This is a genomic window from Geodermatophilus sp. SYSU D00766, assembly GCF_054049915.1.
On sequence record NZ_JBJGYI010000018.1, the window covers coordinates 23,131 to 47,288 of the forward strand.

Consider the following 24,158-nt stretch of genomic DNA (forward strand, 5'->3'; position numbering starts at 1 on the left):
GGGTGCCGGCCGGTCGGTGCTCATCCGCGCCCCAGCCGCCCGCGGACGGCGGCGAGGGGACCCCGGAGCTCCGGGACACGGGCGAGCACGAACCCGGCCAGGGCCGTGACACCGACGACCACGGTACCGATCACGAGGGTGGCGAGCGAGCCTCCCGTCGACGACCCGAACGCGTCCTCGGTCACCCCGGCCACGAGCCAGCCGAGCAGCCCGGCCACGACGGCGGCCAGGACCATCCGCAGCAGCGGCCCGAGGGTCTCGCGGGTGCGCAGGCCCCCGAGGGTGCGCTGCAGCGCGACGTGCCCGAACACCCAGCCGGCGACGTAGGTGACGCTGGTGACCAGCATCAGCCCGGCGACGACGTGCTCGGGCCCGACCACCACGGGCACGAGCAGCAGCAGCGGCACCCGGACCGCGACCATGCCCACCTGGATGAGGGTCGGCGTGCGGGCGTCCTTCATGGCGTAGAAGACCCGCAGCTGCAGGAGCGTGACCGCCATCGGCAGCAGGCCGAAGGCGCCGACGGCCAGCGCCGCGCCGATGCCCTGCGCCTCGGCCACCGAGGTGTTGCCGCGGGCGAACGCGACGGTGGCCAGCTCCGGGCCCAGCACGGTCAGCGCCGCCGACACCGGCAGCAGCCCCAGCGCCGACAGCCGGGTGCCCAGGGAGAGGTCCTGCACGACGCCGGGGACGTCGGAGCGGGCGGCGGCGCGGCTCATCCGCGGCACCAGGGCGGTCAGCAGCGCGACGCCGATGATCCCGTAGGGCATCTGGAACAGCAGGCTGGCGATGGCCAGCGCGCTGGACCCCAGGCCGCCCTCCCGGGTGGCGGCGTTGGCGATGCGGGTGGCCACCACCACGCCGACCTGGCTGACGGCGACGTAGCCGAGCACCCACAGGCCCAGGTTCCCGACCTCCCGCAGGCCGATCCCGCGCAGGTTCCACCGGGGCCGCAGCGGCACGCCGGCGCGGCGCAGCAGCGGGACGAGCACCAGCGCCTGCACCGCGATCCCGAGCAGCGTGCCGCCGCCGAGCAGCCAGACCTGGCCGGGGGTGATGGTCTGCGGCGTGAGCTCCCCGGGGCCGGCGGCCATGACGAACAGCACGCCGGTGGCGATGACGACGACGTTGTTGAGCACCGGCGCCCACGCCGGGGGCCCGAAGACGCCGCGGCTGTTGAGGATGGCCTGGGCCAGCGCGCCGATGCCGTAGAAGACGATCTCGAGGAGCAGGATCCGCGCCAGCCAGTTGGCCAGCCGCACCTGATCGGGGTCGCCCTGGATGCCGTAGAGCGCCGTCAGCACCGGAGCGACGGCGACGGCGAGGGCGGTGACCACGACCAGCCCGGCGATGGCGACCGTGGACAGCCGCTGGGCGTAGGAGACGCCGCCGTCGCGGTCGCGCTCCTGGGCGTGCACCAGCAGCGGGACGATGACCGAGGTCAGCACGCCGCCGAGCAGCAGCTCGTAGACGATGTTGGGCAGGGTGTTGGCGGTGTTGTAGGCGTCGTTGACCAGGCCGACGCCCAGCGCCGCGGCCAGCACGACGGTGCGCAGCAGCCCGGTCACGCGGGAGACCAGCGTGGCCACCGCCATCGTGCCGGCGGCGCGCAGGATGCCCCGGCTGGCGCCGGGGGTGCCCTCGCGCTCGCGGGCCTCCTCCTCGGTCTCCCCCTCCGGCGCCCGCGGCACCGGCGGCAGCACCAGCATCGGGAGGACCTGGGTCTCCTCGGCCGGCAGGAAGCGGTGCCGCACCGGCGGCGGCACCGGCGGCAGCGGCCGGGCGGCGCGCCGCACCTCCCCGTTCAGGGGCGCGCCGGACTGCGGCAGCCCGGCGACGGGCCGGTCGGCCGCGGTGCGCTCCGGCGCGGCGCCGGGGCGCGGGCGGACCGGCGGCGGGACGGGCGGCACCGGCCGACGGGCCGGCGGGGACGGCAGCCGCGACTCCGGCGGCGGCGCGACCGGGTACGGCGGCGGGGGCAGCGGGGGCCGGGCGGAGCGCTCCCGGGCCGCGGACGCCGGCGGCACCGGCGGCAGCGGCCGCTGCGCGGGAGCCTCCTCCTCGCTGCGCGGGTGGCCGGTCACACCGGGCTCCGGCTGGGCGGGTACGCCGTCCCGGCGGCGTCGGCGGCGTCGTGCTCGCCCCGGCTGCGGCGGCGCAGGAAGAGCACCCCGCGGCGGAGGAACAGCAGGCCGAGCAGCGCGGCCGCGCCGATGGTGATCGACAGCGAGATCGTCCCGTAGGCGGTGCTGCGCACCAGGATCTCCACGTCGTCGCCCAGCGGCCGGCCGCCCGGGGTGGTGAGGGTCGCGGTGACGGCGAACCGGCCGGACTGGGTCACCTGGGTGGGCACCTCCAGCAGCGCCCGCTCCCCGGGCGCCACCTCCTGCGGGCGGACCTCGCCGAAGGTCAGGCCCACGTTGCCGCGGGTGCGCACGACGGGGAGCACGCGCACCGCGAAGGGCAGGTCGTTCTGCACGGTGAGGGCCAGCGGGGCGTCCGTGGAGGCCAGGCTGTAGGTGCCGTCGGCCGGCGCGATCAGGGTGACCTCCTGGCGCAGGTCGTCGATCGTGGCGCGCAGGTCGGCCGCGGCGGCCCGGAAGGCGGCCGGCTCGTCGCGCCAGGACGCCGAGGCGGTGCGGGACAGGGCGGCGTCGTGGGGGGCGAGCTCGGTGGCCGGGTCCCCGGCGACGGCGCCGGCGAGGTCGTCGCGCAGCCGGGCCGCGGCGACGACGTCGACCAGGCCCTCGGGGTCGAGCACCGCGGCGTCGGCCGGCTCCAGCGGCGTGCCGGCGTCGACGGCCGGGCCGGCGGCCAGGTCGGCCAGCGAGACGGGGCGCAGACCCGGCAGCGCGGTGTCGGCGACCATCGCCGCGGCGGTCTCGGGGTCGGGGTCGACGTCGCGCGGCGGCGCGACGAGCACCGTCTGCCCGGCCGGGTCGGCCACCGGCTGGGAGGAGAGCAGCACCAGCTCGGCGAGGTACCGCTGCTCGGCCACCCGGGGCCCGCCGGCGGTGCTGCGCGTGGCGCCGGCCAGGGCGGACAGGCCACTGTCGGCCACCAGCGCCTCCACCGGCCCGTCGGCGCCGGGCACGGTGGTGCGGGCGGCGGCACCGCCGCCGGTGACGCCGAGGACGGCCTCGCCGGCCGACAGCGCGCTGGAGGCGACGACGACCCGCTCGACGCCGCCCTCCCGCAGCGTCCCGAGGGTCTCCGGGCGCAGCGAGCCGCCGACCGCCCAGGACAGGTCGGTGCGCGGGGCGACGCCGAGGACGTCCTCCAGCAGCGCCGCGCCGGCCGGGCCCGGGGACGCGGCGGAGACCGTGCCCTCGTCGGTGCCGTCGTCGGTGCCGTCGGGGGTGTCACCCGCGGTCCCGGCGGGGGCGGCCGCGGCGGGGAGGCTGCGGGTGAGCGCGGCCGGCAGGCCGGCCGCCTGCAGCGCATCAGCGTCGACGTCGCCGTAGGACAGCGCGACGACGGGGTGGTCGGCGGCCACCGCGCGCAGCCGCTCCAGCCAGGCCGCCGCGGCCTCGGTGCCGGTGCCGGCGTCCTCCTCGCCCGCGACGTCGTAGGACCCCTCGGCCATGACCGACAGCTCCTCGACGAGCGCGGGGTCGACGGCCACGGTGACCGGGGCGACGGGCACGGCGTCGAGCGCACCCGGGGCGAGGACGGTCGGCAGCCGCTCGAGCACCTGCAGCGCCCGGTCGAGGCGGCCGCCGTCGGAGACCAGGGCGGTGAGGTCGTCGTCGACGAAGTCGCCGGAGGCGTCGCGGTGGGTGCGCTCGACCAGCGGCCACAGCCAGGCCACCGCCGTGGCGGCGGGCGGCGCGGCGCTCTGCTGGATCACCGAGGTGGTCACCTCGCCCACCCGACGCTGGGTGCGGTCCTCGCCGGTGGCGTTGACGTTGAGCAGCACCGGGTAGACGCCGTCGCGGTCGACGGTCAGGTCGGCGGTGGGCACCGTGTAGCTGAAGTCCAGCGAGGCGCCGGGGCCGAGCTCGCCGGGCACCGGCACGAAGGGCGTGGAGGCGGCCGACAGCGCGTCGGGGTCGGCGTCGGTGGCGAGCAGCCCGGCCCGGGTGGTGACGACGTCGCCGCGCTGCAGGCGGACGCCGAGGTCGGTGAGCGTCTCCGCGCCGCCGTTGGTGAGCGTCCCGGCCAGCGTCACCGTGCCGCCGGGCGCGACCGTGCGCGGGTCGAGGCGGGTCAGCTCCACCGTCACCGGGCGCTCCGGGTCGACCGCCGGGGGCGGGGCCGGGGCGGGGGTGGCCGGCGCCGCGGGGAGCGGCAGCGGCGGCGCGGCGGAGGCGGCCGGCGCGGCCGGTCCGGGGCCGGTGAGCAGCGGGACGGCCAGCAGGGCCGTGGTCAGCACCCGGCGGACGGAGGCGCCGGGGCGCGTCCGGGCCCTCCCGCGCCGGCCGGCCCCGGGTGCGGGGGTGCTGTGCCTGGGACGGACCTCGCGCGCGCGGTCACGCACTGTCGGCGAGCAGCGCCGGCGCGCGCTCGACCAGCGCACGCTCGTCGGCGTAGGCGAGCCGGCCGCTCAGCTCGTCGAGGGGCACCCAGGCGACCTCGGTCACCTCGACGTCGGCGTCGGACAGGGCACCTCCGATGGCGCGCAGCAGGAAGTGGTGCACCGTCTTGTGGACGCGCCGGCCCTCGGCGACGAACCAGAAGTCGATGATCCCGAGCGGGGCGAGGACCTCGCCGATGATCCCGGTCTCCTCGGCGACCTCCCGGACGGCGGTGTCCTCCGGGGTCTCCCCCTCCTCGATGTGGCCCTTGGGCAGCGACCACAGCAGCCGGCCGCGGCGGTCGGTGCGACCGATGAGCGCGGCGCGGGGACCGGAGATGCCGTCGTCGGCGACCACCAGTCCCCCGGCGGAGGTCTCGTCGACCCGGCGCAGTCGGCGGCCGGGGCGGCCTCGTCCACCGGTCCCTCCCATGCCAGGAGGGTAGCGCGAGAGACCGCACTACCCTGGCTCGTCGTGTCCGGTGTGCCCCCGGCGGTCCAGCAGACCGTGCGCGACCTCGTCGACGTCTCCCCCGTCCTGGGAGAGCTGGGCGAGCGGTTCGCCGCGGCGGGCTTCGAGGCCCACCTCGTGGGCGGATCGGTGCGCGACGCGCTGCTCGCCGCGGGGAGCCGGTCGGCGCTGCCGCCCGGTGACCTCGACGTCACCACCGACGCCCGCCCCGAGCAGGTGCTGCGGCTGCTGCGCGGCTGGGCGGGTTCCACGTGGAACCAGGGCATCGCCTTCGGCACGGTGGGCGCCGAGATCCGCGGCACCCGGGTGGAGATCACCACCTTCCGCGCCGACCGCTACGACCGGATCTCCCGCGACCCGGAGGTGGCCTGGGGGACGTCGCTGGTCGACGACCTCGCCCGCCGCGACTTCACGGTCAACGCCATGGCCGTCTCGCTCGGTCCCGACCGCACGGTGACCGACCCCTTCGGCGGCCTCGGCGACCTGCTGGCCAGCCGGCTGCGCACGCCCGGGGCGGCGTCGGACTCCTTCGCCGACGACCCGCTGCGGATGCTGCGCGCGGTGCGCTTCGTCGCCCAGCTCGGCCTCACCCCGGTCGACGAGGTGCTCGAGGCGCTCACCGCGATGTCCGGGGAACTGGCCCGGATCACCCCGGAGCGGGTGCAGGCCGAGCTGAGCAGGACGCTGCTGCAGGACGCCCCCCGCGCGGCGCTGGAGCTGTTCGTCTCCACCGGCCTGGCCGACGTCGTCCTGCCGGAGCTGTCCGCGCTGCGGATGGAGATCGACGAGCACCACCAGCACAAGGACGTCTACAGCCACTCGCTGACCGTCCTGGACCGGGCGATCGCGCTGGAGGAGGCCGACCCGGAGGCGCCGTCGCCGGACCTGGTGCTGCGGCTGGCAGCGCTGCTGCACGACGTCGGCAAGCCCGCGACCCGCCGGCACGAGCCCCGCGGCCGGGTCTCCTTCCACCACCACGAGGTGGTCGGCGCCAAGCTGGTGCGCAAGCGGCTGACCGCGCTGCGCTACCCGAAGGACGTCGTCGAGGCGGTGGCCCGGCTGACCTTCCTGCACCTGCGCTTCCACGGCTACGGCCGGGGTGAGTGGACCGACTCCGCGGTGCGCCGCTACGTCACCGACGCCGGTGACCTGCTGCCGCGGCTGCACAAGCTGGTCCGCTCCGACTGCACCACCCGCAACCGGCGCCGGGCCGCGGCGCTGTCGGCCACCTACGACTCCCTGGAGCGGCGGATCGCCGAGCTGTCGGAGGCCGAGGACCTCGCTCGCGTCCGGCCCGACCTCGACGGCAACGCGATCATGGAGATCCTCGGCCTCCCTCCGGGCCGCGAGGTCGGCGAGGCGTGGCGCTTCCTGAAGGACCTCCGCCTCGAGCGTGGGCCGCTGGACCCCGACGAGGCCGAGGCGGAGCTGCGTGCCTGGTGGGCCGCCCGCTCGTAGCGCCCTCACCCGCCCGGGTGACACCTCCCCCGCGCGGTCTCCCCCGCCCCGCCCCGCGCCGGTAGGACCGACGGCCGGACCGGGAGGACGGGGGCGCGGGTGCACGGTCGACCGCACGGCCGCGTGCTCGGCGCGACAGCGCGCCGGCGCACCGTCACGGTCGCCTGCCTGGTGCTGGCGCTGCTGTCGTGGCCGGTCCGCGAGCCCTCGGCCGCCTGGCCTCACGACGTCGCGCCGCCCGCTCCGACCGGGTCCGGCAGCTGGGCGTTCCTGCACCACCAGGACGACGGCGTCACCCCGGTCGCCTACGACCCCTGCCGCGTCGTCCACTACGTGCTGCGCCCCGGCGACGCCCCGCCGGGCGCCGAGGAGCTGCTGGCCGGCGCCGTCGGGGAGATCGCCGCGGCGACCGGCCTGCGGTTCGCCTACGACGGCCGCACCGACGAGCGGGTCACCCGCGACCGCCCGGCGCGCCAGCCCGCCCGCTACGGCGACCGCTGGGCGCCGGTGCTGGTCTCCTTCGAGCCGCCGGCGGACACCCCCGACGTGGGCGGCGGCATCGCCGCGCGCGGCGGCAGCGACGCCGCCTCCGCGGGCGGGCCGGCGGTCTACGTCACCGGGAGCGTGCTCGTCGACGCCGACTGGGCCGCCGCCGCGGTGACGTCGGCGCCGGGCCGTGCCGCGCTGCGCGCCGTCCTGGTGCACGAGCTCGGCCACGTCGTCGGCCTGGCCCACGTGGACGACGCCGGCGAGCTGATGCACGCGGTCAACGACGGCCAGGTCGACCTGGGTCCCGGCGACCGCGCGGGCCTCGCCCGGCTCGGCCGGGGTCCCTGCGAGCCGCGCCTCTAGACCCGGTCGGAGGCGTGCGTGCGGGTGGCGGCGGCGTAGCCGACGGCGGTGAGGGCGTAGACCGCGGCGACGACGAGCAACCCGGTCACCGACCGCCCCGACTCGGGCAGCAGCAGCGCGCCGGCCACCAGGGCGGCCACGTAGGCGACGTTGACCAGGGTGTCGTAGACGGAGAACACCCGGCCGCGGAAGTCGTCGTCGACCGAGCGCTGCAGCGTGGCGTCGACGCAGATCTTCACGCCCTGCGCGACGACGCCGAGCACCAGGCCGGCGGCCACCCACCCGGGCGCCGTGAAGGTCAGGCCGAGCACGAGCTGCAGGACGCCGCCGCCGGCCAGCAGCGCGACCACCCATCCCCGGGTGCCCAGCCGCCGCACCGCCGGCGGGGTGGCCACGGCGGCGATCAGGGTGCCGGCCGACCCGGCCGCGAGCACCACGCCCAGCCCGGCCAGCCCGCCCGGGAGCGGGCCGGTCCACTCCGTCAGCGTGTTCCGGTACAGCAGCAGGGTCATCAGCGTGAGCAGGCCGTAGCAGACCCGGTGCGCCGTGATGGCCGCCAGCGCCGCGGCGGCCGGCGGGTGCTGGGCCACGTGCCGGGCACCGGCGACCATCCCGCGCAGCACCGCCCGCGCCGGCAGGCGGGCCGAGCGGACGCCCGAGTCGGGGCCGAGGTACTCGCGGCCGAACCCGGCGGCGACGGCGGCCGACGCCAGGTAGGGCACCGTCGCGGACAGCGCCACCGCGGCGTAGGCGGCGTCCCCGGCCGTGCCCAGCTGCAGCAGGCCCAGGGCGAGGACGCCGCCGGTCACCGTGGCCACCGCCCCCGACGTCGTCGACAGCGCGTTGGCCGGCACCAGCGAGGCCGCGTCGGTGGTGTGCGGCAGCGCCGCGGACAGCGCCGCCAGCAGGAACCGGGTGACCGCGAAGACCGCGAGCCCGGCGGCGTAGAACGGCACGCCCGCCTGGCCGGCGAGCACGAGCGCGGCGAGGACGGCGACCAGCCCGGCGCGCAGCACGTTGGCGCGCACGAGCACCTGGCGGCGGCTCCACCGGTCCAGCCACACCCCGGCGAACGGCCCGACCACCGAGTACGGCAGCAGCAGGACGGCGAAGGCGGCGGCCACGTCGACCGGGTCGGCGGCGCGCTGCGGGTTGAACAGCACGGTCCCGGCGAGGGCGGCCTGCAGCACGCCGTCGCCGGACTGGGCGAGCAGGCGGGCGGCCAGCAGCCGGCGGAAGTCCCCCCGGGCGAGCAGGTGCCGGACGCTGGTGTCGGCCTGCTGCACCCGATCACCGTACGGCGCGGCCTCGTCCACCCTCGGCCGCCGGACTGTTGCACACTGGATCCGATGTCCTCGGTGCCCGCGTCACCCGACCCCGACTCCGGCCGCCCCGCCCGGGCGGCCCGGGGGCGACGTCGTCCGGCGGTCCCCACGCTGTCCACCGGCACGCTCGACGACGTCGGCCCGGGGTCCCTGCTGGTCGCGATGCCCGCGCTGAGCGACCCCAACTTCGCCGGCACCGTCGTCTACGTGCTCGACCACAACGACAGCGGCACCCTCGGCGTCGTGCTCGGGCGGCCCAGCCAGGTCGAGATCCGCGACGTGCTGCCCGGCTGGTGCGACCTCGCCGTCGAGCCGGGGGTCTTCCACGTCGGCGGTCCCTGCGAGACCGACACCGCGCTGTGCCTGGCCACCTGCCCCGGCCAGGGCGAGGAGCCGGCCGGCCTGCGCCGGGTGGCCGGCGACGTCTACCTCGTCGACCTCGACGCCGACCCGGACGCGCTCGACACCGGGGTCGCGGGCCTGCGGGTGTTCGCCGGGTACGCGGGCTGGTCCCGAGGTCAGCTGGCCGCCGAGATCGCCGAGGGCGCGTGGGCCTGCGTGCCGGGCACGCCGGGCGACGTCCTCAGCGGGCTGTCCGGCCCGGAGCTGTGGCGCGCGGTGCTGGCCCGCCAGACCGGCCGGCTGGCCGTGCTGTCGACGGCGCCGGCCGACCCGTCCGCGAACTGACCCACCCGCCCGGGGGAGTCCGGCGCCGCCGGACACGCCACGGTGCTGCGCGCGACCGCGGGGTCTGGTAGGAAAGAGCCCGGAGGGGGCGGTCTGGGGAAGAGGCCGCCCCCTCCCCCCATGTCCAGGGACCGTCACAGCCCCAGGACGGCGGCCACCTCCGGGTGCGCGAGCGCGTCGAGGGTCTGCCCGTCCTCCGGCAGCGCGATCGTCCGCGGCCCGTGGTCGGCCAGGGTCACCGTCACCTCGGTCCCCTGGCCGGGCAGCTCCGCCTCGAACTGCACCAGCAGGTCGCTGCTGTCGTCGACGGCCACCGACCAGCCCGCCTCCGACGCGTAGACCGACGCCAGCCGGCTGTCGATCGACCGCTGCCCCTCCCAGGTCGCCGTCCCGCCGAGGAACGCCGCCGCGTCGTCGGGCTCCTCGGCGCCGAGGTTGAGCACCACCTGCACCAGGACGTCGGTCAGCGGCACCGCGTCGGGCCCCGTGGCGAGCGGCCGGCGCACGAACGGCACGTCGGGCAGGCCGGCGGCGGCCAGCGCCTCGGGCAGACCCGGCACGTCGCCGAACCAGACCTGCTCGCGGGTGAAGAACAGCGTGCGGACGTCGTCGGGCCGCCCGTCCCCGTAGGAGGTCACCACCCGGGCGCGGCCGGCGGCCCCGGCCAGGTCGACCTCGCCGGTGAGGGTGAGCAGGCCCTCCTCGCCGAAGGGTGCCGTGGCGACGACGTCGGCGCCGCCGCCCTCCTCGACACCGCGCGCGAGGAGCCCGGCCAGCACCTCGGCCTGCGCGGCGGTCACCGGGTCACCCGGCTGCCGGTCGGCCTCGTCGTCCGAGCAGCCGGCCAGCCCCGCCCCGAGCAGGACCAGCGCGGACGCGAGGAGGCGGCGCGGCATGGCGGCCAGCGTAAGCAGCGCCGCGGCCCCGTGCGGTCCCCGACAGGCCCGGAACGCACCGGGGCCCGCCCTCCGGGTCGGAGGACGGGCCCCGGTGCGGTCGGTGCGGCGCGATCAGCGCTCGACGTCGCCCCGGATGAAGGCCTCGACGGCGTCGCGGGCCTCGCTGTCGTCGTACTGCACCGGCGGGCTCTTCATGAAGTACGACGACGCCGACAGGATCGGGCCGCCGATGCCGCGGTCCTTGGCGATCTTCGCGGCGCGGACGGCGTCGATGATGATGCCGGCCGAGTTCGGGGAGTCCCAGACCTCGAGCTTGTACTCCAGGTTCAGCGGGACGTCGCCGAAGGCGCGACCCTCGAGCCGCACGTAGGCCCACTTGCGGTCCGACAGCCACGGCACGTGGTCCGACGGGCCGATGTGCACGTTGTCGGTGCCCATGTCGCGGTCGACCTGGCTGGTCACGGCCTGGGTCTTGGAGATCTTCTTGGACTCCAGGCGCTCGCGCTCGAGCATGTTCTTGAAGTCCATGTTGCCGCCGACGTTGAGCTGCATCGTGCGGTCGAGCTGCACGCCGCGGTCCTCGAACAGCTTGGCCAGCACCCGGTGGGTGATGGTGGCGCCGACCTGGCTCTTGATGTCGTCGCCGACGATCGGGACGCCGGCGGCGGTGAACCGGTCCGCCCACTCCTTCGTCCCGGCGATGAACACCGGCAGGGCGTTGACGAACGCGACGCCGGCGTCGAGCGCGGCCTGCGCGTAGAACTCGGCGGCCTGCTGCGAGCCGACCGGCAGGTAGCAGACGAGCACGTCGGCGCCGGACTCGCGCAGGGCGGCGACGACGTCGACCGGCTGCTCGTCGGACTCCTCGATCGTGGCCCGGTAGTACTTGCCCAGGCCGTCGAGGGTGGTGCCGCGCTGCACCGTCACGCCCAGCGGGGGCACGTCACAGATCTTGATCGTGTTGTTCTCGCTGGCGACGATCGCCTCGGAGAGGTCGCGGCCGACCTTCTTGGCGTCGACGTCGAAGGCGGCGACGAACTGCACGTCGGAGACGTGGTAGTCACCGAAGCGGACGTGCATGAGGCCCGGCACCGAGGTGGTCTCGTCGGCGTCCCGGTAGTAGTGCACGCCCTGCACCAGCGAGGCGGCGCAGTTGCCGACGCCCACGATGGCGACCTTGACAGCTCCCATGGTGTTCCCTTCTCCCTGGACCGGGTGGTCCGTGTCGCGGGACCGTTCCGGTCCTGGCGGTGGCTGCGGTGGCGGCGCAGCCGGTGGTGCCTGCAGTCGTGCCGTGGTCAGTCGTGCCGTGGTCGGTCCTCCCCGGTCCGGCTCGCCGGGTCCGGGTCCGGCTCGGGCCGGCGGCGCTCGCTGTCGATGAGCTCCGACAGCCAGCGCACCTCGCGGTCGACCGAGTCCAGGCCGTGGCGCTGCAGCTCCAGCGTGTAGCGGTCGAGCCGTTCCCGGGTCCGCGCCAGTGAGGACCGCAGGCCGTCCCGCTGCCGTTCGACCGTGCGGCGGCGCCCCTCGAGGATGCGCAGCCGCACGTCGGCGGCGGTGTGCCGGAAGAAGGCGAGGTGGACGCCGAACAGCCGGTCGTCGTCGTACGCCTCGGGGCCGGCCTGGCTGACCAGCTCCGCGAAGCGCTCCTTGCCCTCCGCGGTGATCGTGTAGACCACCTTCCCGCGCCGGCCGGTCAACGGCGGTGCGTCGGCCGGCAGCGGCGCCCGCCGGTCGGGCTCGTCGGTGGTGACGAGCCCGGCGGCGTGCAACCGCTTGAGCGCGGGGTACAGCGACCCGTAGGAGATGCTGCGCAGCCCGCCGAGGACCTCCGCGAGCCGCTTGCGCAGCTCGTAGCCGTGCATCGGGGACTGCTGCAGCAACCCGAGGATGGCGAACTCGAGCACCTCGCCCCCCATCGGTCCCTGCCGGTCGATGTATCGGGACGATACATCGGGAGGGGAACGGGAGGGCAACCGGAGGGAGGTCGCCCGATCGGGGACGGGCCGCCCGGAGGGCCGCGGGACGCCGCCGGAGAGGACCTGCCGACTGGTGCACCTGCGTACATTGGCGCCGTGCCCGGACGTCGCTCCGTCGTGGACTACTCGCTGCACCGGCGAGCGGTGCTGCGCGACGTCCAGGCCGGGCGCACCGGGCTCTCGGAGGTCTGCGACGCCAGTCCGTACCTGACCCGTGCGGCGCGGTACCACGGGGAGCAGACCGACCTCCCCTGCCCGGTCTGCCGCCGCGAGCGCCTCTCCCTGGTCAACTACGTCTACGGTGAAGGGCTGGGCCACGTGTCCGGCCAGGCCAAGACCGAGGCGGAGCTCGTCCGGATGGACGCCGCTCAGGAGGAGTTCTCCGTGTACACCGTCGAGGTGTGCCGCGGGTGCGGGTGGAACCACCTGGACTGCTCCTTCGTCCTCGGGGCCGAGCCCGACCCGGGCCGGCAGCCGCGCCGTCGTCGTCGCGCTGCCACGGACTAACTCCGCCGGTCCGGCGGTTGCCACACCGGCGGACCCGTCCGTCACACCCGCCCCGGGGGTGCGGCGCGCCTCGCGCGTCCTCCCCGGCGCACACAGCCGAGAACGCCACGCTGGGCCGGATCCCGTCCTGCCCACCGACTACCGAGGAGGGGCTCCCTGGTGCCTCCCCACGACGAGACCTCGCCGGTCGGCCCGTCCGGCGTGCCGCCCCGTCGCCCGCCGGCCGCCCGCGCGACCGGCGGAGCGGGCAGTGGGCGCAGCCGCCCGACCGCGGGGCGGCCGGGGGGGTCGCGCCCGGGCGGCTCCCGGCCCACCGGCTCCCGCCCGGCCGGCGGCAAGCCCGGCGGCAAGAAGGCGCGGACGAAGAAGCAGCGCCGCCGTCGCCGGCTGAAGATCGCCCTGGCGACCGTCGCCGGGCTGTTCGTGCTGCTCGGCGTCTTCGTCGGCGTCGTCTACGCCACCACCGAGGTGCCCGACCCCAGTTCGGTGCAGAACGCGCAGACGACGGTCGTCTACTACGCCGACGGCACCACCGAGATGGGCCGGCTCGGCGACACCAACCGCACCAACGTCGCCCTCGGCGAGGTCTCCGAGGGCGCCCGCCACGCCATCCTCGCCGCGGAGAACCGGGAGTTCTACTCCGACCCGGGCATCTCCCTGACCGGCATCGTCCGGGCCGCGTGGAACAACCTCACCGGCGGCTCGACGCAGGGCGGCTCGACGATCACCCAGCAGTACGTCAAGAACGCCTTCCTCACCCACGAGCAGACGTTCAGCCGCAAGTTCCAGGAGCTGTTCCTGGCCGTCAAGCTCGACAACCAGTACTCGAAGGACGAGATCCTCGAGAACTACCTGAACACCATCTACTTCGGCCGCGGCGCCTACGGCATCGAGGCCGCGGCGAACACCTTCTTCGGCGTGCCCGCCGCGCAGCTGACCCCGCAGCAGGGCGCCGTCCTCGCCGTCCTCGTCCGCAGCCCGAGCTCCTACGACCCCGAGGCCAACCCCGAGGGCGCCCAGGATCGCTGGGGCCTGGTCCTCGACGCCATGGTCGAGGAGGGCTGGATCACCCAGGGCGAGCGCGACGCGTCCGTCTACCCGCCGGTCCTGCCGCGGCCGGAGTCCTCGTCGCTGGGCATCCCCACCGGTCCCGAGGGCCTGGTGGTCTCGCAGGCGATCGCCGAGCTCGAGGCCCGCGGCTACTCCGAGGAGCAGATCCGCGCCGGCGGCCTGCGCATCACCACGACCGTGGACAAGGCCGCGCAGGACGCCGCGGTCGCCGCCGTCAACGACGTGATGGACGGCGAGCCCGACCCGCTGCGGGAGGCGCTGGTCGCCGTCGACCCCCGGACCGGCGCGGTGCGCGCCTACTACGGCGGTCCGGTCGGGTCCGGCGACGGGGCGATCGACTACGCCCAGGCGCGCCGGCAGCCCGGCTCGTCGGTGAAGCCCTACGTGCTGGCCACCGCGCTGGAGGAGGGCATCGGCGTCAACTCCCGCCGCGACGGCAGCTCGCCGCAGGAGTTCCCCGACCGCCCGGGCCTGCCGGTGCGCAACTCAGGCAACGCCCAGTGCGGCGCCTGCACCCTGGTCGAGGCCATGACGCGGTCGCTGAACACCACGTACTACGGCCTGGCCTACGAGGTCGGCCCGGACAACGTCCGCGACACCATCCTGCGCGCCACGGGCCTGCCCGAGACGTGGCCGGCCGTCACCGGCGGCACGCTCGACGACGCCCGGACGCTGTCGGACCCCGAGACCGGGGCCACCGGCGGGTCGATCGGCATCGGCCAGTACGAGATGCGCCCGATCGACCAGGCCGTCGGCTTCGCCACCCTCGCCAACGGCGGCGTCCACCGCCCGGCGCACTTCGTCGCCCGGGTCACCGACTCCGAGGGCACCGTGCTGCTGGAGAGCGGCGAGGGCCCGGGCGAGCAGGTCATCGACCCCGACGTCGCCAACGACACCACCTTCGCCCTCGAGGGCGTCGCGCAGTACTCCCGCCGGGCGCTCGACGGCGGCCGCGAGGTGGCCAGCAAGACCGGTACGCAGGGCCTCAACGGCTCGGAGAACTCCGACGCCTGGATGGTCGGCTACACGCCCTCGCTGTCGGCGGCGGTGTGGATCGGCAACGACTCGCCCACCGTCCCGATCGAGAACGCCGCCGGCCAGATCGTCTACGGCGCCGGTCTGCCCGGGGCCATCTGGCAGCAGTTCATGGACACCGCCCTCGCCGGCACGCCGGAGGAGGACCTGCCCGACTCGCCGAAGATCCGCGGGGACACCGGCGAGGGCGTCGCGGCGCCGACCACGCAGGCCCCGCCGACGCAGGCGCAGCCGACCGAGCCGTCCGCGCCCGCGACGACCGAGGCCCCGGCACCGACGACGGCACCGGCGCCCACCACGCCGCCGACCGCGCCGGACACCGGGTCCCCCGAGGAACCCACGGAGGTCGTGGAGCCGCCGGTCAGCGGCACCCTCGGCGGTGAGGACGGCACCGACGGCAACGGCTGGGCCAACGGCCAGCCCGCACCGGCCGCCCCGACGACGCAGCCGGAACCGCAACCGACCGGCTGACCGTCCCGGGCACACTGACCCGGTGAGCTCCTCCCCCACGGGCCCGTCCGCTCCGGCACCCCAGCCGGCGGACGGGCCCGCGGCGTCTGCGGTGGCGCCCGCACCCGGTACCGACCGCCGCCCCGACCGGGTGGTGCCCACGTGGTCGGACCGGGTGGCCGCGCAGGCCAGCGAGGCCGTCGGCGGCCCGTGGGGCCGGCACGCGGTCACCGGCCGGGCGCTGTTCTGGACGCCGCTGCGGGTCTGCCTGCTCTACGCCACCGTCGTGCTGGCCGCCGCGTGGCTCAAGCAGGCGCCGTGCTCCGACGGCAACTGGGCGGGGTCGGTGCAGTACACGCACCTGTGCTACTCCGACACCGTCCCGCTGTTCGGCATCCACGGCCTCGGCGAGGGCGCGCTCCCCTACCTGGACGCGGCCGTGGAGTACCCGGTGCTCACCGGCGCGCTCATGGCGCTCGCGGCGGTCCTCGGCCGCGGCTACGAGGACCTGGCCGGCGCGGCCGGCCTGCTCCCCCAGGTCCCGCCGGTGCAGGCCTACTACGCGGCGACCTGCCTGCTGCTGAGCCTGTGCGCGCTGGTCACCGTCCGGGCGGTGCTGGGCGCCTCCGGCCGCCGTCCGTGGGACGCGGCGATGGTCGGCCTCTCGCCGCTGCTGCTGGTGCACGCGTTCACCAACTGGGACCTGCTCGCCGTCGCCCTGGCCGCCTGCGGGCTGTGGGCGTGGGCGCGCGGGCGGCCGGTGCTGGCCGGCGTGCTGCTGGGCCTGGGCACCGCGGCCAAGCTGTTCCCCGCCCTGCTGCTCGGCGCGCTGTTCCTGCTGTGCCTGCGGGCCGGGCGGCTGCGGGTGTGGCTGCGCGCGGCGCTGGCCGCCGCCGTCGCCTGGCTGGCCGTCGACGTCCCGGTCGCGCTGCTGGCGCCGGAGAACTGGTCGCTGTTCTTCCGCCTCAACAGCACCCGCCCGGCCGATCCGGACACGCTGTGGAACATCGCGATCACCGCGGCCGGCGGCGACCTCCTCGACGGGCCGCTCGCCGAGGGCGAGACGCCGGTGGTGCTCAACGCGCTGGTGGCGGTCTGCGTGCTGCTGGTGGTGGCCGCCGTGGGCTGGCTGACCCTCGCCGCGCCGGTGCGGCCGCGGGTGGCGCAGGTCGCCTTCCTGCTGGTGGCCGGGTTCCTGCTGGTCACCAAGGTGTGGAGCCCGCAGTACTCGCTGTGGCTGCTGCCGCTGGCGGTGCTGGCCCGGCCCAGGTGGCGGTCGCTGCTGCTCTGGCAGGCCACCGAGGCGGTGCTGTGGGTGGTGCGGATGCTCTGGTACCTCGGCACCGACGAGCGCGGCGTGGGCACCGAGTGGTTCTTCCTCGCGGTGACCGCCCGCGACGTCGCCGTTCTCGTGCTCGTGGGGCTGGTCGTGCGGGACGTGTGGCGTCCCGACGGCGACGTCGTGCGCACCTCCTGGCCGGCCGTCGACGACCCCGCCGGCGGTCCGCTGGACGGCGCGGAGGACCGCGTGGTGCTGCGCGGGCGGCGCCGCTGGGATCAGGTGACCTGATCGTGGGGCGTCCTCCCGCACGTCCGGTCACGAGGGAGGACGCCGCGGGGTGAGGGAGGACGGCCGTGCGGGCGGTCGGCTACCCGAGCGCCTCGCGCACGAGGGCGACCTCCTCGGCGTGCGACGCGGCGTCGCCGGGGGTCTCCAGGACGACGGGGCAGTCGGCGGCGCGGGCGAGGCCGAGCAGCAGGTCCAGCGGGATCTCGCCCGCGGTGAGCGGCGCGTGCCGGTCCCGGCCCGATCCCTGCGGGTCGCGGCTGTTGTTCAGGTGCACCAGGTCGACCCGACCGGTGATCGCCCGGACGTCGTCGACGGCGGTGGCGAGGTCCCAGCCGGCCGCCCAGGCGTGACAGGTGTCGAGCACGAACCCCGCGCCGAACTCGCCGACGGCGTCCCACAGCCGCGCCACCGCACCCAGCTCGCGCGCCATCGCGTTCTCGCCGCCGGCGGTGTTCTCGATGAGCAGCGGCAGCGGGAAGCCGCCGTCCTCGGCCTGCCGCGCGAAGGTCTTGCGCCAGTTGTCGAAGCCGGCCGCCGGGTCGTCCTTGGCCAGCACGTGCCCGCCGTGCACGACCATCCCGCGGGCGCCGATCGCCGCCGAGGCCCGCGCGTGCACCGCCAGGCTCTTGCGGCTGGGGATGCGGATGCGGTTGTTCGTCGAGGCCACGTTGAGCACGTAGGGCGCGTGCACGAACACCGCGACGTCGCCGGCGAGCAGCGCCTCGGCGTCCGGGCGCGGCGGCGGGCTCTTCCAGCCCTGCGGGTCGCCGAGGAACACCTGCACGGCGTCGGCGTCCATCTCCGCCGCCCGGGCCAGCGGGCCCCCGGCGTCGAGCTCGTTGTCCTCGGTCAGTCCGGGTCCGACGTGGACGCCGATCGGGTGCCTGCTCACCCCGGCGACGGTAGTCAGGTCCGGTGACGGCGGCCGGGGCTCCCGGCCGCGCTGGTAGCCTGGAGGTGCGCGTCCGTCCGCCGTCCCCGGCGGGACCGGGCGCGCGACGCGTGTACGACCCTCCTGCTGCAGACCGACTGCAGCCGCCCAGACCAGAGGAGGTGGGGTTCTCCGTGCGTCACTACGAACTGATGGTCATCCTCGACCCCGACCTGGAGGAGCGCACCATCGCTCCCTCCCTCGACCGGTTCCTGACCGTCGTCACCAACTCCGGTGGCACCGTCAAGACCGAGATCTGGGGCCGGCGCCGCCTGGCCTACGAGATCAAGAAGCACGTCGAGGGCATCTACGCGGTCGTCGACATCCAGGCCGAGCCGGCCGCCGTCGCCGAGCTCGACCGCCAGCTCAACCTCAACGAGTCGGTGCTGCGCACCAAGCTGATGCGGCCCGAGGTCCACTGAGCATGGCTGGCGAGACCGTCATCACCGTCATCGGCAACCTGACCTCCGACCCGGAGCTGCGGTTCACGCCGTCGGGTGCCGCGGTCGCCAACTTCACGGTCGCCTCGACGCCGCGCACCTTCGACCGGCAGTCGCAGGAGTGGAAGGACGGTGAGGCGCTGTTCCTCCGCTGCAACGTCTGGCGGCAGGCGGCCGAGAACGTGGCCGAGTCCCTCACCCGCGGCTCGCGGGTCATCGTCTCGGGGCGCCTCAAGCAGCGCTCGTTCGAGACCAAGGAGGGCGAGAAGCGCACCGTCATCGAGCTCGAGGTCGATGAGATCGGCCCCTCGCTGCGCTACGCCACCGCGAAGGTCACCCGCGCCTCCCGTGGTGAGGGCGGCGGCGGTGGCGGCTTCGGCGGCGGCGGTGGCGGTGGCGGTGGCTTCGGCGGCGGTGGTGGCGGCGGCGCGAGCGACCCGTGGTCGACGCCCGCCGGCCCGTCCGACGAGCCGCCCTTCTGAGAGAGGACCCCCTCGCCCCCCACGCCCCGCTCCGCGCGGCGCGGGTCCCTGCGAGAGGGCCGTTCCATCTACCCCCCTAGCCGTACCTGGAGAACCCAGTGCCCAAGCCCCCCGTGCGCAAGCCCAAGAAGAAGGTCTGCCAGTTCTGCAAGGACAAGGCGACCTACATCGACTACAAGGACACGACCCTGCTGCGGAAGTTCATCTCCGACCGCGGCAAGATCCGTGCCCGCCGCGTGAGCGGCAACTGCAGCCAGCACCAGCGGGACGTCGCCACGGCCGTCAAGAACAGCCGTGAGATGGCCCTGCTGCCCTACACCTCGACGGCGCGCTGACCATGAGCACCCAGAAGCTGATCCTGACGCAGGAGGTCACCGGTCTCGGGTCCTCCGGTGACACCGTGGAGGTCAAGGGCGGGTACGCCCGCAACTACCTCCTGCCCCGCGGTCTGGCCATCGTCGCCACCCGCGGTGCCGAGAAGCAGGTCGAGTCGCTGCGCCGGGCGCGTGCCGCCCGCGAGGTGCGCTCGCTCGAGGAGGCCCAGTCCGTGGCCGGGCGCCTGTCCGGCCTGACCGTCCGGGTGCCCGCCCGTGCCGGTGACGGGGGCCGCCTCTTCGGCCGGGTCACCACCGCCGACGTCGCCGCGGCCGTCACCGCCGCCGGCGGCCCGGAGCTCGACCGCCGCCGCATCGAGCTGCCGAGCAGCATCAAGACCACCGGCCAGCACACCGTCACCGTGCGGGTGCACCCGGAGGTCACCACCCGGCTGGCGATCGAGGTCGTCGCCGGCTGACGCACCGCACCGCACTGCCCGCGAGGGGCGCCGGACGTCGTCCGGCGCCCCTCGCGTCGTCTCGGGCCTCGCCCGGCGGAGCAGGCCTGCTGTGGTCGGACGGGGCGCGGAGGACCGTCCACGGCCCGCTGACGCCCCCCGGGCCGTCCCTGCGGCCGGGGCACCCCGAGGCGGCGTGGCCGGCCTGCCTGGCGTCCTCGCCCCGGCGAGGCGCCGGCCACGGGGTGACGGCGTCCCCGCCGGTGGGTCGTCGCGCGCCGTCACCGCCGGTGCTGTGACGGCTGCGCCGGGCGGGACGACACGACACGCCCGGGCGTCCGGCGCGCCGAGAAACTCGTGTCCACAGCCGGTGGGCGGACCCGGCGCAGGTGACACCCGCAGGACCGCTGGATGTCCGGCCGGTGTCCCGCCCGTCTCCACATGTCGACTCGGGCTGTCCACCGACTTGTCCACAAGTTGTGCAGAACGCGGTGCACACGGGGTGTTGGACGGACCCGCCGTCGCTTCCTACCGTCTCTCCGGCGCCGGGAACTGCGAGAACTGTCAGTGGCTCCCGGTACCACGGTCCTCGAACGGGCGTTCGAGTGCAGGCGACGCGCGTCCTGGTGCTTCCCCCACCGGGCCCCGGCCGGACAGGCCGGGGCTGGTCAGCGTGCGCGTGAGCGGAGGGAGGTACCCAGGTGGCGGTGGCCGACGACTTCAGCCGGCCGCAGGCGACGGCGCCGGAGTACGACCGGCAGCCCCCGCAGGACGTCGCGGCCGAGCAGTCGGTGCTCGGCGGCATGCTGATGAGCAAGGACGCGATCGCCGACGTCGTGGAGCAGCTGACCGGCAACGACTTCTACCGGCCGGCGCACCAGGTCATCTACGACACGATCCTCGACCTCTACGGCCGCGGAGAGCCGGCCGACGCCATCACCGTCGCCGCAGAGCTCAACCGCACCGACCAGCTGTCGAAGATGGGCGGCGCGGTCTACCTGCACACGCTCATCGCCTCGACGCCCACGGCGGCCAACGCCGGCTACTACGCCCAGATCGTCGCCGAGCAGGCCACCCTCCGGCGGCTCGTGGAGGCCGGCACCCGCGTGGTGCAGCTCGGCTACGGAGCGGCCGGCGGGCGGGGCGACGTCGACGACATCGTCGACCGCGCGCAGCAGGAGATCTACGAGGTCACCGAGAAGCGGATGAGCGAGGACTACTCGCGCCTCGAGGACATCCTGCAGCCGACGATGGACGAGCTCGACGCCATCGCCTCCCGCGGCGGCACCGCCCGCGGCGTGCCCACCGGGATCCGCGACCTGGACGAACTGACGAATGGTCTTCAGGCCGGGCAGATGGTCGTCATCGCCGCCCGTCCCGGTGTGGGCAAGGCGCTGGCCCTCGACACCCCGATCCCCACACCCACGGGCTGGACCACGATGGGCGACATCGCCGTCGGCGACCGGGTGCTGGGTGCCGACGGCCGCCCGACGACGGTCGTGGCCGCCACCGGCGTCATGACCGACCGGCCCTGCTACGAGGTGCACTTCTCCGACGGCACCGTGGTCGTCGCCGACGCCCGGCACCAGTGGGTGACCACCGACCGCGCCGCCCGCCGGCTCGGCGCGCGTGGGCAGGCCCGCGTCCGCACCACGGAGGAGCTGGCCCGCACGGTCCGCTGCGCCACCGCCGACCGGCGGCTCAACCACGCCGTCGTCAACGCCGCCCCGCTCGACCTGCCCACCGCCGACCTCCCGGTGCCGCCGTACGCCCTCGGCGTCTGGCTGGGCGACGGCACGTCGGCCGCCGCGCAGTACACCAGCGCCGACCCCGAGATCGCCGTCCACATCGAGGCTGAGGGGCTGGTCGTCGTCCCCACGGGCGCCGACCGGCGGTACTCCCTGCGCCTGCCGGCCCGTCCCGGCCCCGAGGCGCGGCCGTGCCCGATGTGCGGCGAGCCCTTCGTGCCGAAGACCTCCCAGGTGCAGACCTGCGGGAAGACCTGCGGCGGTGCGCTGCGGGCCCGCGGCGGAGCCGGCCGCGCGGCGACCTGCCCCGACTGCGGCGGCCCCTCGAGCGGCCTGGCGCAGTGCCAGGACTGCCGGGACGACCACGGCACCGTGCAGGCCCTCCTGCGCGGCCTGGGCGTGCTCGGGGACAAGCACATCCCGACCGCCTACCTGCGCGCGTCGGTGACCCAGCGGCGGGCGCTGCTGGCCGGCCTGCTCGACACCGACGGCACCGTGACGGGAGGCGGTGCGGTGCAGTTCGCCGTCACCAGCCGTCGGCTGGCCGAGGACGCCCGTGAGCTGATCGCGGGCCTGGGCCACCGCGTCCGGATGAGCACCAAGCGGGTCCGCGGCCGGAGCGAGGCCTCGTCCACCTGCTACACGCTCACCTTCAGCACCGACGACGAGGTGTTCCGCCTGGAACGCAAGCGGCTGCTGCACAAGGAGCGGGGTGCCCGCACGTTCACCGCCCGCGGCGTCCGTTTCGTCACCGACGTCCGGCCGGTCCAGAGCGTGCCCGTGCGGTGCATCCAGGTCGACGCCGCCGACTCCCTCTTCCTCGCCGGCCGCAGCTTCGTCCCGACGCACAACTCGACCCTCGGGCTGGACATCGCGCGTTCTGCGGCGGTGAAGAACCACCTGGCCACGTGCATCTTCTCGCTCGAGATGAGCAAGCACGAGATCACCATGCGTCTGCTGTCGGCCGAGGCGAAGGTGCCGCTGCACCACATGCGCGCCGGCACGCTGTCCGACGAGGACTGGTCGAAACTGGCCCGCCGCATGGGTGAGGTGGCCGACGCGCCGCTCTACATCGACGACTCACCGAACATGACCATGATGGAGATCCGGGCGAAGGCGCGACGTCTCAAGCAGCGCAACGACCTCAAGCTCGTGGTCATCGACTACCTCCAGCTCATGACGTCGGGAAAGCGCGTCGAGAGCCGCCAGCAGGAGGTCTCGGAGTTCTCCCGTGCGCTCAAGCTGCTGGCCAAGGAGCTCGAGGTCCCCGTCATCGCGATGTCGCAGCTCAACCGTGGCTCCGAGCAGCGGCAGGACAAGAAGCCGATGCTGTCGGACCTCCGCGAGTCGGGGTGTCTGCCCGCGGAGACCCGCGTCCTCCGGGCCGACACGGGCGCCGAGACGACGATGGGTGAGCTGTTCACGGCCGGTGCCACCGACGTCCCGGTGTGGGCGCTCGACGACAACCTCCGCTACGTGCGCCGTCACCTGACGCACGTCTTCTCCACCGGCCGCAAGCCCGTGCTGCAGCTGACCACCGCGTCGGGCAAGACGGTGCGCGCCACGGCCAACCACCCGTTCCTCACCTACGACGGGTTCCGGCCGCTCGGGGAGCTGGTGCCCGGTGATCGCATCGCGGTGCCGCGGCACGTGCCCGCGCCGGACCGGATGACGGTGTGGGAGGACGAGCGGGTCGTCCTGCTCGCCCACCTCATCGGCGACGGCAGCTTCGTCCGGCGCCAGCCTCTCCGCTATGCCTCGATCGACGAGGAGAACCTGCGGGCGGTCACGGCGGCGGCGCTGCACTTCGGTGTCGTGGCGGTGCGAGACGAGTACGCCGCGGCCCGCTGCACCACCCTGCGGCTGCGGTCGCCGTTCCCGCTGACCCACGGCCGTCGCAACCCGATCGCGGCCTGGCTCGACGAGCTGGGGCTGTTCGGCCTTCGCAGCCACGAGAAGTTCGTGCCCGAGCCGGTGTTCTCCCTGCCGAAGAAGCAGATCGCGGTGTTCCTGCGGCACCTGTGGGCCACCGACGGATCCGTCACGGTGAACGAGGACGGCCGGGGTGGGCGCGTGTACTACGCCTCGACCAGCCGCCGGCTCGTCGACGACGTCTCCCGACTGCTCCTGCGGTTCGGCATCTCCTGCCGCATCCGCCGGGTCCGGAAGGCCGGATACCGGGACGGCTGGACGCTCGACGTCAGCGGCTGCGACGACCAGCGGCGATTCCTCGGCGAGATCGGCGTCCACGGAGCCCGCGGCGCCGCCGCCGAGCGCCTGCTGGGGATCGTCCGGGAGACGTCGGGCAACCCGGACGTCGACACGGTGCCGGTGCAGGTCTGGGAGCGGGTGCGGGCGGTCCTGGAGGAGAAGGGCATGAGCCACCGCGCCTTCGCCGCCGCGATGGACTCGGCCTTCTGTGGCAGCGCCATGTGGAAGCGCGCGCCCAGCCGCGAGCGGCTCGGGCGCATCGCGGCCGTCCTGGACGACGCCGATCTGGAGATCCAGGCGGTCAACGACCTGCTGTGGGACGAGATCGTCTCTGTCGAGCAGGGCCCCGAGGAGGAGGTCTACGACGCCACGGTGCTGGGTGGGCACAACTTCATCGCCGAGGGCATCGCCGTCCACAACAGCATCGAGCAGGACGCCGACATGGTCATGATGATCCACCGCGAGGACATGTACGAGAAGGAGAGCCCGCGGGCCGGCGAGGCCGACATCATGCTGGTCAAGCACCGCAACGGCCCGACCGCGAACGTCACCGTCGCCTTCCAGGGCCACTACAGCCGTTTCGTCGACATGGCCAACTGAGCGCGCTGAACTCGAGCACGAGGGCCCGGGACCGCCACTGTCCCGGGCCCTCGTGGGTCACGGGGACGGCCCCGCATCCATGGGAGGTGCGGTGTTCCACGTGGATCACCGGCGGACGGGCGGGAGGACCGCGCCCCTCGGATGACCCGATGT

19 protein-coding genes are annotated in these 24,158 nt (G+C 75.2%); 11 read left to right on the forward strand and 8 right to left on the reverse strand.

Annotated elements, in window-relative coordinates:
* Window positions 1-20: 20 nt before the first annotated feature.
* From murJ to ACI8AD_RS14340, 3 genes are all read right to left on the reverse strand, one after another.
* Entirely contained in the window at window positions 21-2,084 is a 2,064-nt protein-coding gene (gene murJ, locus ACI8AD_RS14330; RefSeq protein ID WP_456871195.1) for a murein biosynthesis integral membrane protein MurJ, read from the reverse strand.
* Window positions 2,081-4,375, reverse strand: a complete 2,295-nt coding sequence (locus tag ACI8AD_RS14335; protein ID WP_456871196.1) for a DUF6049 family protein — start codon at window positions 4,373-4,375, stop codon at window positions 2,081-2,083. The genes murJ and ACI8AD_RS14335 overlap by 4 nt, the downstream gene beginning before the upstream one ends.
* 97 nt (window positions 4,376-4,472) lie before the next feature.
* A complete protein-coding gene (locus tag ACI8AD_RS14340; protein WP_456871197.1) occupies window positions 4,473-4,949 on the reverse strand; it encodes an NUDIX hydrolase in 477 nt (158 codons plus the stop codon).
* 42 nt (window positions 4,950-4,991) lie between these two features.
* Here ACI8AD_RS14340 and ACI8AD_RS14345 point away from each other — a divergent pair, with 42 nt between their 5' ends.
* Together ACI8AD_RS14345 and ACI8AD_RS14350 are read left to right on the forward strand one after the other, a co-directional pair.
* Window positions 4,992-6,446: a CCA tRNA nucleotidyltransferase gene (locus ACI8AD_RS14345; RefSeq protein ID WP_456871198.1), complete on the forward strand. Its 1,455-nt coding sequence runs from the start codon at window positions 4,992-4,994 to the stop codon at window positions 6,444-6,446.
* Window positions 6,447-6,545: 99 nt separating this feature from the next.
* Window positions 6,546-7,298: a matrixin family metalloprotease gene (locus tag ACI8AD_RS14350; RefSeq protein ID WP_456871199.1), complete on the forward strand. Its 753-nt coding sequence runs from the start codon at window positions 6,546-6,548 to the stop codon at window positions 7,296-7,298.
* Here ACI8AD_RS14350 and ACI8AD_RS14355 read toward each other — a convergent pair.
* A complete protein-coding gene (locus tag ACI8AD_RS14355) occupies window positions 7,295-8,584 on the reverse strand; it encodes an MFS transporter (protein ID WP_456871200.1) in 1,290 nt (429 codons plus the stop codon). The two genes, ACI8AD_RS14350 and ACI8AD_RS14355, sit on opposite strands and share 4 nt — an antisense overlap.
* Window positions 8,585-8,647: 63 nt before the next feature.
* Here ACI8AD_RS14355 and ACI8AD_RS14360 point away from each other — a divergent pair, with 63 nt between their 5' ends.
* Window positions 8,648-9,310, forward strand: a complete 663-nt coding sequence (locus ACI8AD_RS14360) for a YqgE/AlgH family protein (protein WP_456871201.1) — start codon at window positions 8,648-8,650, stop codon at window positions 9,308-9,310.
* Between the two features lie 134 nt (window positions 9,311-9,444).
* Here ACI8AD_RS14360 and ACI8AD_RS14365 read toward each other — a convergent pair whose 3' ends face one another.
* From ACI8AD_RS14365 to ACI8AD_RS14375, 3 genes are all read right to left on the reverse strand, one after another.
* Complete coding sequence (locus ACI8AD_RS14365; protein ID WP_456871202.1) at window positions 9,445-10,206, reverse strand: hypothetical protein; 762 nt, start codon at window positions 10,204-10,206, stop codon at window positions 9,445-9,447.
* Between the two features lie 114 nt (window positions 10,207-10,320).
* On the reverse strand, window positions 10,321-11,400 hold the full coding sequence (locus ACI8AD_RS14370; RefSeq protein WP_456871203.1) for an inositol-3-phosphate synthase: 1,080 nt from the start codon (window positions 11,398-11,400) through the stop codon (window positions 10,321-10,323).
* A 107-nt stretch (window positions 11,401-11,507) separates the two neighbouring features.
* The gene (locus tag ACI8AD_RS14375) at window positions 11,508-12,128 is read right to left on the reverse strand and encodes a PadR family transcriptional regulator (protein ID WP_456871204.1); all 621 of its coding nucleotides are present in this window, start codon (window positions 12,126-12,128) and stop codon (window positions 11,508-11,510) included.
* 156 nt (window positions 12,129-12,284) lie between these two features.
* Here ACI8AD_RS14375 and ACI8AD_RS14380 point away from each other — a divergent pair, with 156 nt between their 5' ends.
* The 3 genes from ACI8AD_RS14380 to ACI8AD_RS14390 all read left to right on the forward strand — a co-directional run bounded on the left by ACI8AD_RS14380 (window position 12,285) and on the right by ACI8AD_RS14390 (window position 16,821).
* Window positions 12,285-12,695 carry a DUF5318 family protein gene (locus ACI8AD_RS14380; protein ID WP_456871205.1) on the forward strand — a complete coding sequence of 137 codons (411 nt, stop codon included), beginning with the start codon at window positions 12,285-12,287 and terminating at the stop codon, window positions 12,693-12,695.
* 159 nt (window positions 12,696-12,854) lie between these two features.
* The gene (locus tag ACI8AD_RS14385) at window positions 12,855-15,272 is read left to right on the forward strand and encodes a transglycosylase domain-containing protein (RefSeq protein ID WP_456871206.1); all 2,418 of its coding nucleotides are present in this window, start codon (window positions 12,855-12,857) and stop codon (window positions 15,270-15,272) included.
* 91 nt (window positions 15,273-15,363) lie between these two features.
* Entirely contained in the window at window positions 15,364-16,821 is a 1,458-nt protein-coding gene (locus tag ACI8AD_RS14390) for a glycosyltransferase family 87 protein (RefSeq protein ID WP_456871207.1), read from the forward strand.
* Between the two features lie 79 nt (window positions 16,822-16,900).
* Here the strand turns inward: ACI8AD_RS14390 and ACI8AD_RS14395 are convergent, their stop codons facing one another.
* The gene (locus tag ACI8AD_RS14395) at window positions 16,901-17,713 is read right to left on the reverse strand and encodes a deoxyribonuclease IV (RefSeq protein ID WP_456871208.1); all 813 of its coding nucleotides are present in this window, start codon (window positions 17,711-17,713) and stop codon (window positions 16,901-16,903) included.
* A gap of 173 nt (window positions 17,714-17,886) precedes the next feature.
* Here ACI8AD_RS14395 and rpsF point away from each other — a divergent pair, with 173 nt between their 5' ends.
* The 5 genes from rpsF (at window position 17,887) to ACI8AD_RS14420 (ending at window position 24,005) form a co-directional block, all read left to right on the forward strand.
* Window positions 17,887-18,174, forward strand: a complete 288-nt coding sequence (gene rpsF / locus ACI8AD_RS14400; RefSeq protein ID WP_456871209.1) for a 30S ribosomal protein S6 — start codon at window positions 17,887-17,889, stop codon at window positions 18,172-18,174.
* A 2-nt stretch (window positions 18,175-18,176) separates the two neighbouring features.
* Window positions 18,177-18,674 (forward strand): single-stranded DNA-binding protein, encoded by a 498-nt coding sequence (locus tag ACI8AD_RS14405; RefSeq protein WP_456871210.1) that lies wholly within the window; start codon window positions 18,177-18,179, stop codon window positions 18,672-18,674.
* Window positions 18,675-18,772: 98 nt separating this feature from the next.
* Window positions 18,773-19,009, forward strand: coding sequence for a 30S ribosomal protein S18 (gene rpsR / locus ACI8AD_RS14410; RefSeq protein ID WP_073422051.1), 237 nt, complete (start codon window positions 18,773-18,775; stop codon window positions 19,007-19,009).
* A 2-nt stretch (window positions 19,010-19,011) separates the two neighbouring features.
* The gene (gene rplI / locus ACI8AD_RS14415; RefSeq protein ID WP_456871211.1) at window positions 19,012-19,467 is read left to right on the forward strand and encodes a 50S ribosomal protein L9; all 456 of its coding nucleotides are present in this window, start codon (window positions 19,012-19,014) and stop codon (window positions 19,465-19,467) included.
* A gap of 680 nt (window positions 19,468-20,147) precedes the next feature.
* On the forward strand, window positions 20,148-24,005 hold the full coding sequence (locus tag ACI8AD_RS14420) for a replicative DNA helicase (protein WP_456871212.1): 3,858 nt from the start codon (window positions 20,148-20,150) through the stop codon (window positions 24,003-24,005).
* The last annotated feature ends 153 nt before the right edge of the window (window positions 24,006-24,158 follow it).